Origin of the sequence: Dendrosporobacter quercicolus (genome assembly GCF_900104455.1) — a bacterium.
GTDB lineage: Bacteria > Bacillota > Negativicutes > DSM-1736 > Dendrosporobacteraceae > Dendrosporobacter > Dendrosporobacter quercicolus.
Window position 1 is genome coordinate 1 of sequence record NZ_FNHB01000014.1, and the last position, 13,829, is coordinate 13,829.

The 13,829-nt window shown below is 47.2% G+C and carries 11 protein-coding genes and 1 rRNA gene; 5 read left to right on the top strand and 7 right to left on the bottom strand.

Annotation, left to right across the window (positions count from 1 at the left end):
• The 3 genes from BLR06_RS19840 to BLR06_RS17400 form a co-directional block, all read right to left on the bottom strand.
• Positions 1 to 99, bottom strand: a 16S ribosomal RNA gene (locus BLR06_RS19840); the annotation flags it as partial.
• Between the two features lie 331 nt (positions 100 to 430).
• Positions 431 to 1,375 carry a tRNA modification radical SAM protein MnmL/YtqA gene (gene mnmL / locus BLR06_RS17395; RefSeq protein WP_092074871.1) on the bottom strand — a complete coding sequence of 315 codons (945 nt, stop codon included), beginning with the start codon at positions 1,373 to 1,375 and terminating at the stop codon, positions 431 to 433.
• 1 nt (position 1,376) lies between these two features.
• Entirely contained in the window at positions 1,377 to 3,131 is a 1,755-nt protein-coding gene (locus tag BLR06_RS17400) for a B12-binding domain-containing radical SAM protein (RefSeq protein WP_092074872.1), read from the bottom strand.
• Positions 3,132 to 3,332: 201 nt separating this feature from the next.
• On the opposite strand from BLR06_RS17400, the gene BLR06_RS17405 reads away from it, so the two are divergent.
• The 5 genes from BLR06_RS17405 to ligD (BLR06_RS17425) all read left to right on the top strand — a co-directional run bounded on the left by BLR06_RS17405 (position 3,333) and on the right by ligD (BLR06_RS17425) (position 9,006).
• Positions 3,333 to 4,112: an N-acetylmuramoyl-L-alanine amidase family protein gene (locus BLR06_RS17405; RefSeq protein ID WP_092074873.1), complete on the top strand. Its 780-nt coding sequence runs from the start codon at positions 3,333 to 3,335 to the stop codon at positions 4,110 to 4,112.
• Positions 4,113 to 4,204: 92 nt separating this feature from the next.
• Positions 4,205 to 6,088 carry an oligoendopeptidase F gene (gene pepF / locus BLR06_RS17410; protein WP_092074874.1) on the top strand — a complete coding sequence of 628 codons (1,884 nt, stop codon included), beginning with the start codon at positions 4,205 to 4,207 and terminating at the stop codon, positions 6,086 to 6,088.
• A 166-nt stretch (positions 6,089 to 6,254) separates the two neighbouring features.
• Positions 6,255 to 7,226, top strand: coding sequence for a non-homologous end-joining DNA ligase (gene ligD / locus BLR06_RS17415; RefSeq protein WP_245698217.1), 972 nt, complete (start codon positions 6,255 to 6,257; stop codon positions 7,224 to 7,226).
• A gap of 21 nt (positions 7,227 to 7,247) precedes the next feature.
• On the top strand, positions 7,248 to 8,075 hold the full coding sequence (gene ku / locus BLR06_RS17420) for a non-homologous end joining protein Ku (RefSeq protein ID WP_092074875.1): 828 nt from the start codon (positions 7,248 to 7,250) through the stop codon (positions 8,073 to 8,075).
• Complete coding sequence (gene ligD / locus BLR06_RS17425; protein WP_092074876.1) at positions 8,065 to 9,006, top strand: non-homologous end-joining DNA ligase; 942 nt, start codon at positions 8,065 to 8,067, stop codon at positions 9,004 to 9,006. Before ku ends, ligD (BLR06_RS17425) begins: the two co-directional genes overlap by 11 nt.
• A gap of 160 nt (positions 9,007 to 9,166) precedes the next feature.
• On the opposite strand, the gene pckA is transcribed toward ligD (BLR06_RS17425), so the two are convergent.
• The 4 genes from pckA to ybaK form a co-directional block, all read right to left on the bottom strand.
• Positions 9,167 to 10,738, bottom strand: a complete 1,572-nt coding sequence (gene pckA / locus BLR06_RS17430; RefSeq protein ID WP_092074877.1) for a phosphoenolpyruvate carboxykinase (ATP) — start codon at positions 10,736 to 10,738, stop codon at positions 9,167 to 9,169.
• A gap of 206 nt (positions 10,739 to 10,944) precedes the next feature.
• Entirely contained in the window at positions 10,945 to 12,441 is a 1,497-nt protein-coding gene (thrC, locus tag BLR06_RS17435) for a threonine synthase (RefSeq protein WP_092074878.1), read from the bottom strand.
• The gene (locus BLR06_RS17440) at positions 12,441 to 13,136 is read right to left on the bottom strand and encodes a B3/B4 domain-containing protein (RefSeq protein WP_092074879.1); all 696 of its coding nucleotides are present in this window, start codon (positions 13,134 to 13,136) and stop codon (positions 12,441 to 12,443) included. The genes thrC and BLR06_RS17440 overlap by 1 nt, the downstream gene beginning before the upstream one ends.
• A 41-nt stretch (positions 13,137 to 13,177) precedes the next feature.
• On the bottom strand, positions 13,178 to 13,648 hold the full coding sequence (gene ybaK, locus BLR06_RS17445; RefSeq protein WP_092074880.1) for a Cys-tRNA(Pro) deacylase: 471 nt from the start codon (positions 13,646 to 13,648) through the stop codon (positions 13,178 to 13,180).
• Between the last annotated feature and the right edge of the window lie 181 nt (positions 13,649 to 13,829).

Consider the following 13,829-nt stretch of genomic DNA (forward strand, 5'->3'; position numbering starts at 1 on the left):
TGCACGTAACTCTTGGTGTTAAACACCAGACCGTTCGACTTGCATGTGTTAGGCACGCCGCCAGCGTTCGTCCTGAGCCAGGATCAAACTCTCCATAAAAGTATTATGAAGAACCTTGATGGCTCTTTATTTATTTCTTAAAGTTAAGAAACTGACTCGCGATTTTCCAACCGCGACGCAGCATTTATGCTGCTAGTACTGACAGTTCCTGTAGAACTGTTCAGGGCACATCTGGCATTTTTATCTTACATTGTTTAGTTTTCAGGGAACACTTGCTGCTTGCCGCCGTTAGGCAGCTTGTATATATTAACATAACAGCTTTCATCATGTCAATATATTTTTTTTGGCAGTTTGTGCCACCGCTCAGCGGCGACTTATTTATAATAGCACTTTGAGTAAATCATTGTCAAGAAAAAAATTTCAATGAGATTTATAAGAACTTTTTTACTGCACTGCCATTTAAATAGGTGCACAACTTGCCTTGCCGGCTATCCTGGGCTTCAAGCATTTTTTCGATGTCATCCCTGATTTTCCACCAGCCGGTTTGCCAGTTGGTAAACAAAGTATTGCTTTGCGGAGCGCGGCCAAGCAGTCTTTGCACAACAATTTGCGGGTGGAGATATTCCAAAAAGGTTACGACCCTCTGAACATATTCTTCTTTGCTGATCAACTGTAATTCGCCCCGCTGATACATCTCGGCCATCACTGTTCCTTTAACAATATAAAGCGCGTGCAGTTTTACCTGCTCAACGCCCAGCGCCGATAAAATCTTGGCGTTTTCAATGACGTCAGTCCTATTGTCCCACGGCAAGTTCAAAATCAAATGGACGCAAACATCAATTTTATATTTTTTAATGCGCAAAACCGCATCTATGAATTCAGCCAGAGTATGACCCCGGTTCACTTGGACCAAAGAATGATAATTGACAGTTTGCAAGCCTAACTCAAGGCTGATATCCTTCCCCTGCTCGCGCCCAATCCCGCACAACATCTCCAGATATTGGTCATTGACACAGTCCGGCCGTGTTGCCAGCGCAATACTGACAATATCAGGCTGGCAAGCTTGCTGCACATAGTGTTTTAATTGGTCAGGCGGCAAATAAGTATTGCTGAAATTTTGGAAGTAGGCAATGAACTTCTCAGCTTTATACTTAGGGGAAATGTGCGCCCGGTTAGCATTGATCTGGTCTGTAACCGTCATTGAGGCCGGAAGATTTTCATAGCCTGCGCCTATTTCGCCGCAAAAAGTGCACCCCTGCGTCCCGCAGGCGCCGTCGCGATTAGGGCAGGTAACCGGTAACCCTACCGGCAGTTTATACACTTTTTCGCCATACCGCCGTTTTAGATATTCGGAATATGTGTTGTATCGTTGCATTTTATTGCCCTCCCTGCCAAAAATCATGCCGGTCAATCGTTTTACAGCCAACACTGTCTCCGGCCAGCAAGAATAGTACCGGTTGGTTGGCAATGGCCAAACTTTTGTCTCCCGCCAAATAAGCGGGAATATCAATTGAAAATACTTCAATATGATATTTTTTCTTAAGCTCCCGCCAAGTGCCGAATTGATAATCCGGAATGTATTTGCGAACAAGCTCCGTATTGCGCCAGAATCTAGTGGTTTCTTCATTCCACCTATTTTCATTCCAGTTTAGCACTTCCGGCCTGATCGAACCGCGATCATTCACTAAAGCATCGAATTTCAATAATTCAGCACACAGTAAAACAGCTGCCTGATAGTGCTTTTGGCAAAATTCAAACAGGTGCAGGTAAAGCGCTTTGGCGCTGTGCGCCACAAGATGGAGCTGATTCTCTTCCCAAAACTCTGTCAATGCAGTATAAAACGCAAAGGCATTACCGCCATGAAATTCGATAAAACAGTCTAATGAATTTGAAAATCGGTTGGTATTATATATTTGTTCGAAAACGCTTTCCAGCAACTGCAATTTGCGGATTTCATGGTAGGCTAAATACTTGTTCCCCAACACCTGATATGGCGCTGATTCCATAAAAATATAACGGTGTTCCCCGGCGCTGCATCTTATTCCCGACCCTTTCAACATTTTTAAAAAACCAAGCTGCAGCATCTGCGGCTTTAGACGGTACACATCATTGAACGACCGGCCAAACTGCTCATAGTTCTCCTCGGGAAGACCAACAATTAAATCCAAATGAACGTGAATATTGCCGAACGAAATAATTCTGGTTACATACTCAACAATTTTAGGCCAGTTATTGCTTCGTTTAATTTTGATTAAGGTCGGCTTATGAGTTGATTGCACGCCGATTTCCAGCTGCACCCTGCCCTTGGGCATGGCCTTTAGCACCGTTAAAGCTTCATCATCTAATAGATCCGCGGCTATCTCAAAGTGGAAATTGGTCCGGCAATCCTGGGACGCAATAAACTTTAGCAGCGGCAGATAGTGGTCTTTCCTGGCATTGAAGGTCCGGTCAACAAACTTTACTTGCCTGACCTCGTGTTTGATAAAAAAACGCAAATCCTGCATTACCCGTTCTAATGACAAGAAGCGCACTCCGCTAGTCGTGCTTGACAGGCAATACTGGCAGGAAAACGGGCAGCCGCGCGAGCTTTCATAATAAATGATCTTATCCTTTAAGACCGTCATATCATCATCCTGATAAGGAAAAGGTATTCGGTCAAGCTCCGCTACGATTCCCGGCCCGCCTGTACTGGCAATCCTTCCATTAACACGCCCTGTTAAATTGGCAATTCCGGCAATGCCGGAATTTGCTTTTAAACTGCTCAGCAGCCGGTGCAAGGTTTCCTCGCCTTCCCCCTGGATAATATAGTCAACAGCACTGTAGTCAGTCATAATTTCAGCCGGATCATACGATACTTCAGGGCCGCCTAAAATAATCACCGTATCGGGAAGTACTTTTTTCAGCAAACCGGCCAACTCCAGAGTCATGCCGATATTCCAGATATAACAGGCCAGGCCGACAACCTTTGGCTGCTCGGCGTATAGCTGGCTGAGAATTTCCAACAGCCCGTTATTAATACTAAACTCCCGGATCGTAATGTCACCGACTGAGCGGCAGAAATTACGCAAGTATCTTAGTGCCAATGAGGAATGAATGTACTTGGCATTGAGTGTAGCTAAAACTATTTTCATCAGATTACCACCTATCACCTTACGGTTAAATCTAGTACCGTGCGTCACCTAAACATTGACTATCATACAACCAGGCAGTGCGGAGAAAGCCGGCTTAAGCAGCAGGGTTTGTCAGGCGGTTGATGCGCCGGTACCACGCACCACAGCATAAAGCAGTGCATACAATACACCAAGGTCAACTTTGAAAGAAGGTGTTAAACAATGCGTATTGTTATTGACGGCCAAAAAATACCGGCAAATGTACGCGCCACCAAAGATTTGCTGCTTACGCTAAAAACGATTGCCAAAACCCTGGACTGGAAGCTTTGGTATGATCCTGGCAATGAAGTCGTTTATATATCTTCTTCATCCAATGCTCAATCGACACCAGATGATTTATCACTGCAAATCATTACAGAAGTGGAAAGCAACCGTCTGCAGGGCAAAATTATTTGTTTGGATCCGGGCCATGGCGGCAGCGATCCCGGCGCAATCGGACCGAATGGCACAATGGAAAAAGAAAATACTTTAACCATTGCCCTTTTATTAAGTGAACTCCTTGAAATCAACGGCGCTACCGTAGTTATGGCCAGAGACGCTGATCAAAATGTGGCCTATCCCAATTCGACTCCGGACGATGAGCTTGTTGCCAGAGTGAATATTGCCAATGAGGCTGACGCTGATCTCCTGATTAGTATTCATAATGACGCCTTTACCGGTATTACCGCTGCTGGGACAACTACTTTTCATTACGGTGATGAAGAATCCGCCGCCCTGGCCGGTTATGTCCAAAAATGCCTGGTGGAAGAGCTTGGCACCAAAGACCGCGGCTGCCGGTTCGCCAGCTTTTATGTGATCCGCTATGCCAAAATGCCGGCCATACTGGTTGAAGTCGCATTTATATCCAATCCGGAGGAAGAGCTGCTGTTAGCCAGCACCGATGGCCGAACCAAAGCGGCAAAAAGCATTTTCAACGGAATAGTCAAATACTTTAAAGTATAACAAATTTAACTTTTCAGGATAATATAAACAGGAATTGATGTCCTCTTGTTCCAATAGTATATAAAGTATCTTAAACCAAAAGGAGCGTACTCATGTTGAAACTCCCAAAACTTTTCCCGCTGGTACTAAGCGCTATGGTCTTCGGCAGTACCGGCAACGCAGCGCCGGCGGCCAAATCCCAGGTGCCGGAACGCAGTGAAATACCGGCTCAGTACAAATGGCAGCTCAGCGATATTTATGCTGATGAAACCCTGTGGCAGAATGATTTTAACAAGTTAAAGACAGCACTTGCCGCTATCGGTAAATTTAAAAACACATTAAATCAAAGCTCTGAAAACTTACTGGCCTGCCTGAAACTCCGGGATGAAATCGGCATCATCAGCGGCAAACTCTATGCTTACGCCCGCATGCATCGCGACGAAGATTCCGGCAATGCCAAATATCAGGCCCTCACCGGCAAAACAGAAGCTTTATTGGCCGAGACCGGCACGGCAACCGCTTATATTGAGCCGGAAATACTGGCTCTGCCTGAACAGCAGTTAAAAACCTTCAGTGCGCAGAACGCCGGGCTCAACGATTACCAGTTTTATTTTGCCAACCTGCTTAGACAAAAGCAGCATGTCCTCACACCGGCCGAAGAAGAGATTTTATCCAGAATCAGCGAGGTTACACAGGCGCCTGAAAACATATTCCAAATGCTGGCCTATGCCGATATGAAGTTTCCGCAAACAATCGCCGAGGACGGCGGCCAAATACAGTTAAGCGAAGGACGCTACAATGCCCTTATTCGCTCGGCTGACCGGAACGTGCGCCGCCAGGCTTTCACCAACCTGTTCAACACCTATCGCAGCTACCGCAATACCTATGCCGCTACGCTCAATGCCAGCGTAAAGAAAAACCTGTTCTATGCCAAAACCCGCAAGTACCAATCCACCCTGGAATCAGCGCTAAAGTCCGACAACGTTCCTATAGAAGTTTACACTAATTTAATTTCAACTGTCCACAATAATCTGAAACCGCTCCAACGTTATGTAGCCTTAAAGAAAAAAGCCCTAAATCTTCCGGAAATACATATGTATGATTTATATACGCCTCTGGTTCAAGACGTCAGCATGAATATCCCTTATGAAGAAGCCCTCATCTTAGTCAAGGACAGTTTAAAGCCCTTAGGCCCTGAATATGGCGAAATTTTAGCTAAAGGACTATCCTCAGGCTGGGTTGATGTCTATGAAAATCGCGGTAAACGAACCGGGGCTTACTGCTGGGGTACCCATACCGTTCACCCCTTTGTGCTGCTGAATTATAATGACCGCTATGACGCGGCATCAACCCTGACGCATGAAATGGGCCATGCTTTACATAGTTATTATAGCCACACCAGTCAGCCTTATGTAACCGCTTCCTATACAATATTCAGCGCCGAAGTGGCCTCAACAACGAACGAAATACTCCTGCTTGATTATATGCTGAATAAAATTACCGATAAACAACAGCGGCTGTATCTGCTGAATCAATATTTGGAACAAATTCGCACCACCGTTTACCGCCAAACCATGTTCGCTGAATTTGAACTGCGCTTGTACGAAGCAGCCGAGCAGGGAGAAACCATCACTGCCGATATGCTTGATGCGCTGTGGCGGGAATTAAACGTAAAATATTATGGCAGTGATATCGTTTATGACACTGAGCTAAACGCAGAGTGGGCCAGAATTCCTCATTTTTACTCCCATTTTTACGTCTATCAGTACGTTACCGGCTATTCCGCCGCTACCGCTCTGGCTGATAAAATCCAACACGGCGGGCCGGATGACCGCGAACGCTACCTAACCTTCTTAAAGAGCGGCGGCTCAGATTACTCGCTCAATTTACTAAAAGCGGCCGGAGTGGATATGTCGTCGCCTAAGCCAATTGAAATAACCTTAGCCAAGTTCTCCGCCAGACTGGCGGAGCTTGAGAAACTGCTAAACGGCTCCTGATATCTGCGGACATCAGGCCTGCTAGTACTGCGTAAAGATAAGGGGCGCCTCATTCAGATGAGGCGCCCCTTATCTTTACTACAGCGCGAACAATCCCATTTTTTACAAGAACGCTAAGGTTATAAATGCAAAGTTTTACTAAGATACTAACCAGGGGAGGAATTTTATGATGCAACTGTTCAAACCCATGCTGGCAAAAGCGGCAAGATTACCTGCAGACCAGGAAAACTACAGTTATGAAATCAAATGGGACGGCATTCGCGCGATTGCCTATCTGGAAAAAAAACAGTTAAAACTTTTTAGCCGCAACCAGCTTGACATCACGGCCCAATATCCCGAACTGCAGCAATTAGCGTTAAAGCATCAGCAAAACAGTTTGATCTTAGACGGTGAAATCATTACTTTTAATGCCCAGGGGCAGCCTTCTTTTGAATTATTGCAGAAACGAATGAATTTATCTTCAGCCAAATCAATTCAGCAAATCTGTCAAACCGTACCGGTTACTTATATTATTTTTGATCTGCTGGCCAATGACGGCCGCCTGCTGTTAGAAGAGCGTTATACGGAGCGGCGGGCAAAGCTGGAAAAACTGCGCTTGTCCGGCCTTCATTGGCAGACGCCGGCTTACCAGGCCGGAACCGGTATAACAATGTTGAAGGCCACCAAGTCCCTGGGACTGGAAGGAATCATCGCCAAACGCCTGAACAGCCCCTATCTGCCTGGCAAACGCTCAGGCGACTGGCTCAAAATCAAGCATATCGCCCAACAAGAACTGGTCATTGGCGGCTGGGTTGAGGGACAGGGAAAACGTACCGGAACAATCGGCGCGCTTTTGGTTGGCTATTATGACCCCGCCCCGGCGAGAAACAGGCAGCTCAACTATGCCGGAAAAGTCGGCTCCGGCTTTAGCGAAGATACTTTGGCAATGCTAAAACAAACTTTTCGTTCCCTGCAGCGCTCAACCTCGCCGTTCGCCGGACCAACGCCGGCCGGAGCCATATTTATCGAACCAAACCTGGTTGGCCAATTTGAATTTACCGAATGGACCGGCAACAATACGCTGCGTCACCCGGTATTTAAAGGACTTCGCCCCGATAAAGACCCCCGTACCGTTGTTCGTGAACCGGCGCCAACTTAAATCTGCATGGAGGTGGTTACATTGCCAAGGCCAGTATGGAGCGGATCAATCAGCTTCGGATTAGTCAATGTCCCGGTAAAGATGTACAATACGGTCAGACGTAAAACAATCCGTTTTAATCAGCTGCGAAAATCAGACGGCTGCCGTATCCGTTTAAAAAAGACATGCGCGGCTGACGGCGCCGAGGTAACAAATGAGCAAATCGTCAAAGGTTACGAAATATCGCCCGATCAGTACGTCATCGTAACACAGGATGATCTGGATGCCTTAAACCCCAAGGCGTCTAAAACCATTGCCATTGAAGATTTTGTATTGTCGGAGCAAATAAACCCCATTTATTATGAGCAGGCCTATTATCTTGTACCGGATAAAAGCTCAGTCAAAGCCTACATGCTCTTACTCTCGGCAATGCAGTCAGCCAACCGGGTAGCAATTGCCAGGCTGGTCATACGTAATAAGGAACAGCTTACCGCCATTCGCCCGGCCGACAATCTTTTAACCCTGTCGACCATGCATTTTGCCGATGAAATGATACCGCATACCGCCCTGGATGACCTGCCGGCCGATCAATCGCCGCCCGATAAACGGGAGCTGGCAATCGCAATGCAATTGATAGAATCACTCTCCACAGACTTTGATCATCAAAAATATCATGATGACTACCGGGAAAAAGTAATGGAAATGATTGAGCAAAAAGCTGAAGGGCAGCAGATCGTTAATCAGCCGGCCGCAACGCAAAATACCAAAGTCGTCGATCTTATGGCTGCGCTTGAGGCCAGTCTTGCCGCCATTAAGAAGGATCAGCCCGAGCCGGCCAAAACCAGGAGGAAAAAATCCCGTGCCCAATAAAAGTATAATTGAAGTAGGCGGCAAACAATTAAAGCTATCCAATCTGGATAAAATTTTTTACCCTTCCACAGCGTTCACCAAAGGACAGGTAATTGATTATTATATTCGTATTGCGCCAGTCCTGCTGCCGCACCTGAAAGGGCGCCCGCTGACGCTGAAGCGCTATCCGAATGGAGCGCTGCAAAAATTCTTTTACCAAAAGGAATGCCCGTCATCAAAACCGGACTGGTTGCAAACCGCCCCCATTTGGAGTGAGAGCAATCAAAAAAACACCAATTTCTGCCTGGTTGAAGATCTCCCTTCACTCATCTGGTCGGCTAATTTGGCGGCACTCGAATTGCACACCTCCTTATCGCTGGCGCAAACTATATTACAGCCCACCATGGTCGTCTTTGATCTTGATCCCGGCCCGCCGGCCGCCATCCTACAGTGCGCCAGAGTAAGTTTATGGCTGCGGCAACTATTGTCCGCCCATTCCCTCCAGGCATTTCCCAAAACCTCCGGCTCAAAAGGTCTCCAGGTATACCTGCCGCTGAATACTCCGGCCGACTATGATCAAACCAAAACATTCGCCCGCAAAATCGCTCTGCTGCTCGAACAAAGCTATCCGGAATATGTTGTGTCCAATATGAGGAAATCACTGCGGACAGGCAAGGTTTTCGTCGACTGGAGCCAGAATGACGACCACAAGACCACGGTTTGCGTCTACTCCCTGCGCGCCCGTGAGCTGCCTACCGTTTCAACGCCGGTATCCTGGCAGGAGGTTGAAGCCGCCCTGGCTAAGCGCGACCCTGACTTGCTGGTTTTTAACGCCCAGCAAGTGTTGGAACGGGTTGCCGCCGACGGTGATTTATTTGCCCCGGTGCTCACTGTGCGGCAAAAGCTGCCTAAGCCTGAGACGCTGGCGGCAATTGCGAAGAATGTACATTAAAAAGGACGTGGGTTATCCGACCCCGGCATAAGCGGGCAAAAGAACGGCATTAACCACGGAGGACACGGGGGGGTTACGGAGGGCTGTGATGACATTATCTTTAGGCTGGATTTCAAAACCAGAGCCGGCGAAAAGCCGGCTCTGGTTAATTGTTGCAGGTTTATTGAATTTTCGGGCCGGCAGCTTTAACCTCCGCCGAAATTCCTCCCTCAAATTTAGCGAAGTTCTTAATGAACAGCTGCACCAGCTGCCTGGCCTGGGTATCATAAGCAGCTTTATCAGCCCAGGTATTGCGGGGGTTGAGTACATCGGACGGAACGCCGGGGCATGCGGTTGGTATATAAATATTAAATACAGGGTCAAGCGCCCAGTCAGCACTGTCCAGCTGGCCTTCAATTGCCGCTGAAACCATCGCTCTGGTATAAGCCAGTTTTATTCGTTGGCCCACCCCATATGGACCACCGGACCAACCGGTATTTACAAGAAACACATTTGTCTTGTACTTTGCCAGTTTCTCGCCCAACAGGTTGGCATAGGCCAAAGGCGAAAGCGGTAAAAATGGTGCGCCAAAGCAAGCTGAAAATGTGGCTTCAGGCTTGGTTACGCCACGTTCAGTACCGGCCAGCTTACTGGTATAGCCTGACAGAAACTGGTACATTGCCTGCACTGTCGTTAGTTTGGCAATCGGCGGCAATACACCAAAAGCATCTGCAGTTAAAAAGATAATTGTTTTCGGATGGCCGGCGACACTGGGTATTACGGCATCAGGAATATGATGGATGGGATAAGCCGCCCTGGTATTTTCCGTTATACCGGAATTATCATAATCCGGTATTCTGCTCTCAGGATGAACAGATACATTTTCCAATACTGTACCGAATTTAATTGCGTCCCATATTTGCGGTTCAGTTTCCTTAGACAGATGAATGCATTTGGCATAACAACCGCCTTCAATATTAAAAATACCATTATCGCTCCACCCGTGCTCATCATCGCCAATCAGCTTTCTGGTCGGGTCGGCGGACAACGTAGTCTTGCCGGTGCCGCTTAAGCCGAAAAACAGCACGGAATCACCGTTAGCATTGGTATTGGCCGCGCAGTGCATCGACAGAATGCCTTTTTTCGGTAACTTGTAATTCATGACGGTAAAGATTGATTTTTTCATTTCACCCGCATAATGGGTGCCGCCAATCAAGACAATATTTTGTTCCAGATTAAGCACAATGAAGCCTTCTGAGTGGGTACCGTCAATGTCCGGATTGGCTTTGAAGCCGGGCAGGCAAACGACAGTGCAATCGGCATCGGTGGTTTGGCCGGTCTGCGGACGGACAAACAACTGATGAACAAACAAATTCTGCCAGGCAAACTCATTGATGAACCGCACGCCAATCCGGCTGCCCGGGTCAGCTCCGGCAAAACCGTCAAAAATAAACAACTCACGGTTCTGGGCATAGGCAATCATCCGGTTATATAGCTGGTCGAAACGATCGACCGAAAACGCTTTATTACTGCCCCAGGCAATATCGCTATGCGCTGAAGGTGCATCGACAATGAATTTGTCATTAGGTGAACGTCCGGTATATTTGCCGGTAGTAACGCATAATGCGCCATTTGAAGTCAAAATACCTTCTTTTCTGGCCACTGCCATTTCGACTAGCTGAGCTGGAGTAAGATTACGATAAACTGTTTTCGCCCCGTGGATTAATTCAGACGTTTTTACTAACTCTTTCATTGCGATCCCTCCAGATATAGATAATTGTATTTGTTAATATTATAACACACTTTTTCCGCCGATTGCCTAATCTATAAAACTATTCTAATAATTTCATCAATTGAATACATGAACCGCTTCACGCCTTGGTGTAAACGGACAAAGTCCGCTTTCTCCGCTTGGCGGAATTATCGTTCCGAACGTAAAAAAATAGCCCGCAGGCTATTTCACTTTACCAGCAGGCATTTGATTACTTGCTCCAATTCTGTTTTCTCGCAAGTCTGACCAAAACGGGCGGGTGCATCCTTTAAACCGGCTAAGGATGGCGGGACTTCAAGGCCGCTAAGCCCTGCAAGTTCTTCCAGCATGTCAAACTCGTCTTTGCCTGCTAAGTCTTTCCCGGTTATTGCCTGCAGCACGCTCTCATTGAATTTGTATGGACTTGCGGTGGATAAAATTATACTGGGCGTAGCATCGCCTGTTTCCCGGCGGTAAGTATTGCCAACCTGCCACGCTACTGCAGTATGCGGGTCCGCAGTATACCCGTAACGTTCATAAATATCTTTAATCGTGCGCATAGTACCAGCATCATCCGCCCAGCCGGCCCAAAACAGCTCCTGAACAACGGTCAGATTTTCCGCACCAATGTCATATCTGCCCTCAGTATTAAGCGCAGTCATCCAGGCCTTGATTTGTTCAGTGTTGCCTCCGGTAATATGATATAACAAACGTTCCAGATTGCTTGATATCAGAATATCCATCGAAGGCGAAATCGTTTTGTGAAAACCGCGCTTCCGGTCATAAACGCCGGTTTGGAGGAAATCGGTAAGTACATTGTTGGCGTTTGACGCGCAAATCAGCCGTTTTACCGGCAGCCCCATTTGTTTAGCGTAATATCCGGCCAGGATATTGCCGAAATTGCCGGTAGGAACAACAAAGTTTACCTCATGGCCCAGAGCAATCTGACCCTCACGCACCAAATCGGCATAAGCGCTAAAATAGTAAACAATTTGCGGAACAAGCCGGCCCCAGTTAATGGAGTTGGCTGAAGACAATTGAAAGCCGGCTTTAGCCAGTTCCTCCTTATACTGTTCATGATTAAAGACATTCTTCACGCCGGTTTGGGCATCGTCAAAATTACCTTTAACCGCAATTACCGCAACATTGTCGCCAGCCTGGCTGACCATTTGCCTGCGCTGAATCTCACTTACACCCTGATAGGGATAAAAAACAATAATTTTAATTTGTTCAATATCTCTAAATCCTTCCAAAGCGGCCTTGCCGGTATCACCCGACGTGGCCACCAGTATGACAATCTCATCGCTCTCACCAGTCATTTGCAAAGCCCGGGACATTAATTGCGGCAATAACTGCAATGCCATATCCTTAAAGGCGCTGGTCGGCCCATGCCAAAGCTCCAGTACATAATTGCCGTCCGGTAACGTTTTTAGCGGCGCAATTGCTTTGTCATCAAACTTATCAGCGTGGTAAGCCTCTGCAATGCAACGATTTAAATCATCGATACAATAATCGGTTAAAAATTCGTTAAGAATTTTGACAGCCCGCTGCTGATAGCTTAAGCCGGCAAGACTGGCGATAACCGCTCTATCCAGCACCGGTATCCGTAGCGGCACAAACAGTCCGCCATTGTCGGCAATTCCCGAAATTATGGCTTCGGCAGATACCAATAGCTGCTCCCGGCCGCGTGTACTTGAATATTTCATTAAATCTCCCCCTTAAACAAAACGCTGTTACCATAAACAATTCGATCTTCGCCCACTGTTCCCGCATTGTAACGAGCTAACATGTCGCCGGTATGTTTAATCATTTGATTAAGTTCGTCATCGCCAATTTCCTCATCAGCATAGATCACAGACAAAAGATTACGTGAATGATGCGTAACGGCAGTCCGCAGTGAATCAGCCGTCGGATTGCCAAATACACCGTCAGCGTCGCTTAAACAGGGCTTTCCTGCGGTGGAAACTGATTTACCGGCGATATTTACATACTGGCCTGGACCGGCGACACCATACAGCACGTCGCCCTTGACCTGATCCAGATCATATAAACCAAAAGGCAGCAAATACTTCATTGAACAGTAGTTATTCACGTCAACCGCGCTATTGATTTCATATACACCTTTGTTTTGCAGCACTCTGCGAACAAGGGCTTCAGCAGCCGGCCGGTAACGGCCCGGATCAAAAGCCAGTTTTTTGTACATATTACGAACAGCGGCAATCCGCAAATCCCCAGCTAATTTATCCAAACGGTAATGTCCGGCAATCTCCTGCTGAAGACGCTGAAATTCCTGAATGAACTCCGGACCGGCTTTCTGAATATGAACATCCCTAATTACGCTAATCCCCAAACGGCATTTGGGAACAAGCTGTCCAATCTGATGATCAATGGTTACTTTCATCAGCGTTTCTCCTCTCTGGGCAGTCGGTCGGAAAGCTTGCATCAACGGGCAATCGCACAGACGATACCGCCAATTGCGCGCAGCAATGCATCCGGCGCAAGGATTATCTGACAGCCGCGAATGCCGGCGCTGATCGCAACAACCGGCCAATTTTCAATGGTATCATCAACATAAACAGGAAAAGCCTTTTTCGCTCCCAAAGGAGAAACGCCGCCCCTGATGTAGCCGGTAATACCCAATACTTCTTTCAGTGGAACCATTTCAGCTTTTTTATTGCCGCTGGCGGCCGCCAGCGCTTTTAGGTCTAATTCAGACGCCCCTGGAATACAGGCCATTATTACCCCGCTTTTATCACCGCGGACGACCAGCGTCTTAAAAACCTGTTGAGCAGGCAAACCGACCTTCAGGGCAACCGCCTCAGCACTGAGATCATCTAAATTCACCTGATATTCCTGAAGCCGATATTCAATTCCCAGCCCATCCAAAATACGGGCCGCATTTGTTTTCTTCAAAGCCTCTCTACCCCTCGAATCAAGTATTCTATGTACAATAAAGCAGATGAGTATTTTTACAGTATATAATTGTTCAGGCAATTTGTCAACGGAGCACAACTGTGTACCAGCAAAAGATAGTTCCGGCCTACTTGGTTAGTACCTCCTGCACTCTGGCTGCGGTTTCCACCCTGTTTTCCTG

Coding starts and splice junctions, on each gene's coding strand:
- mnmL (WP_092074871.1), bottom strand. CDS start 1,375: ATGCAACGATACAACACATATTCCGAATATCTAAAACGGCGGTATGGC.
- BLR06_RS17400 (WP_092074872.1), bottom strand. CDS start 3,131: ATGAAAATAGTTTTAGCTACACTCAATGCCAAGTACATTCATTCCTCA.
- BLR06_RS17405 (WP_092074873.1), top strand. CDS start 3,333: ATGCGTATTGTTATTGACGGCCAAAAAATACCGGCAAATGTACGCGCC.
- pepF (WP_092074874.1), top strand. CDS start 4,205: ATGTTGAAACTCCCAAAACTTTTCCCGCTGGTACTAAGCGCTATGGTC.
- ligD (WP_245698217.1), top strand. CDS start 6,255: ATGATGCAACTGTTCAAACCCATGCTGGCAAAAGCGGCAAGATTACCT.
- pckA (WP_092074877.1), bottom strand. CDS start 10,738: ATGAAAGAGTTAGTAAAAACGTCTGAATTAATCCACGGGGCGAAAACA.
- thrC (WP_092074878.1), bottom strand. CDS start 12,441: ATGAAATATTCAAGTACACGCGGCCGGGAGCAGCTATTGGTATCTGCC.
- BLR06_RS17440 (WP_092074879.1), bottom strand. CDS start 13,136: ATGAAAGTAACCATTGATCATCAGATTGGACAGCTTGTTCCCAAATGC.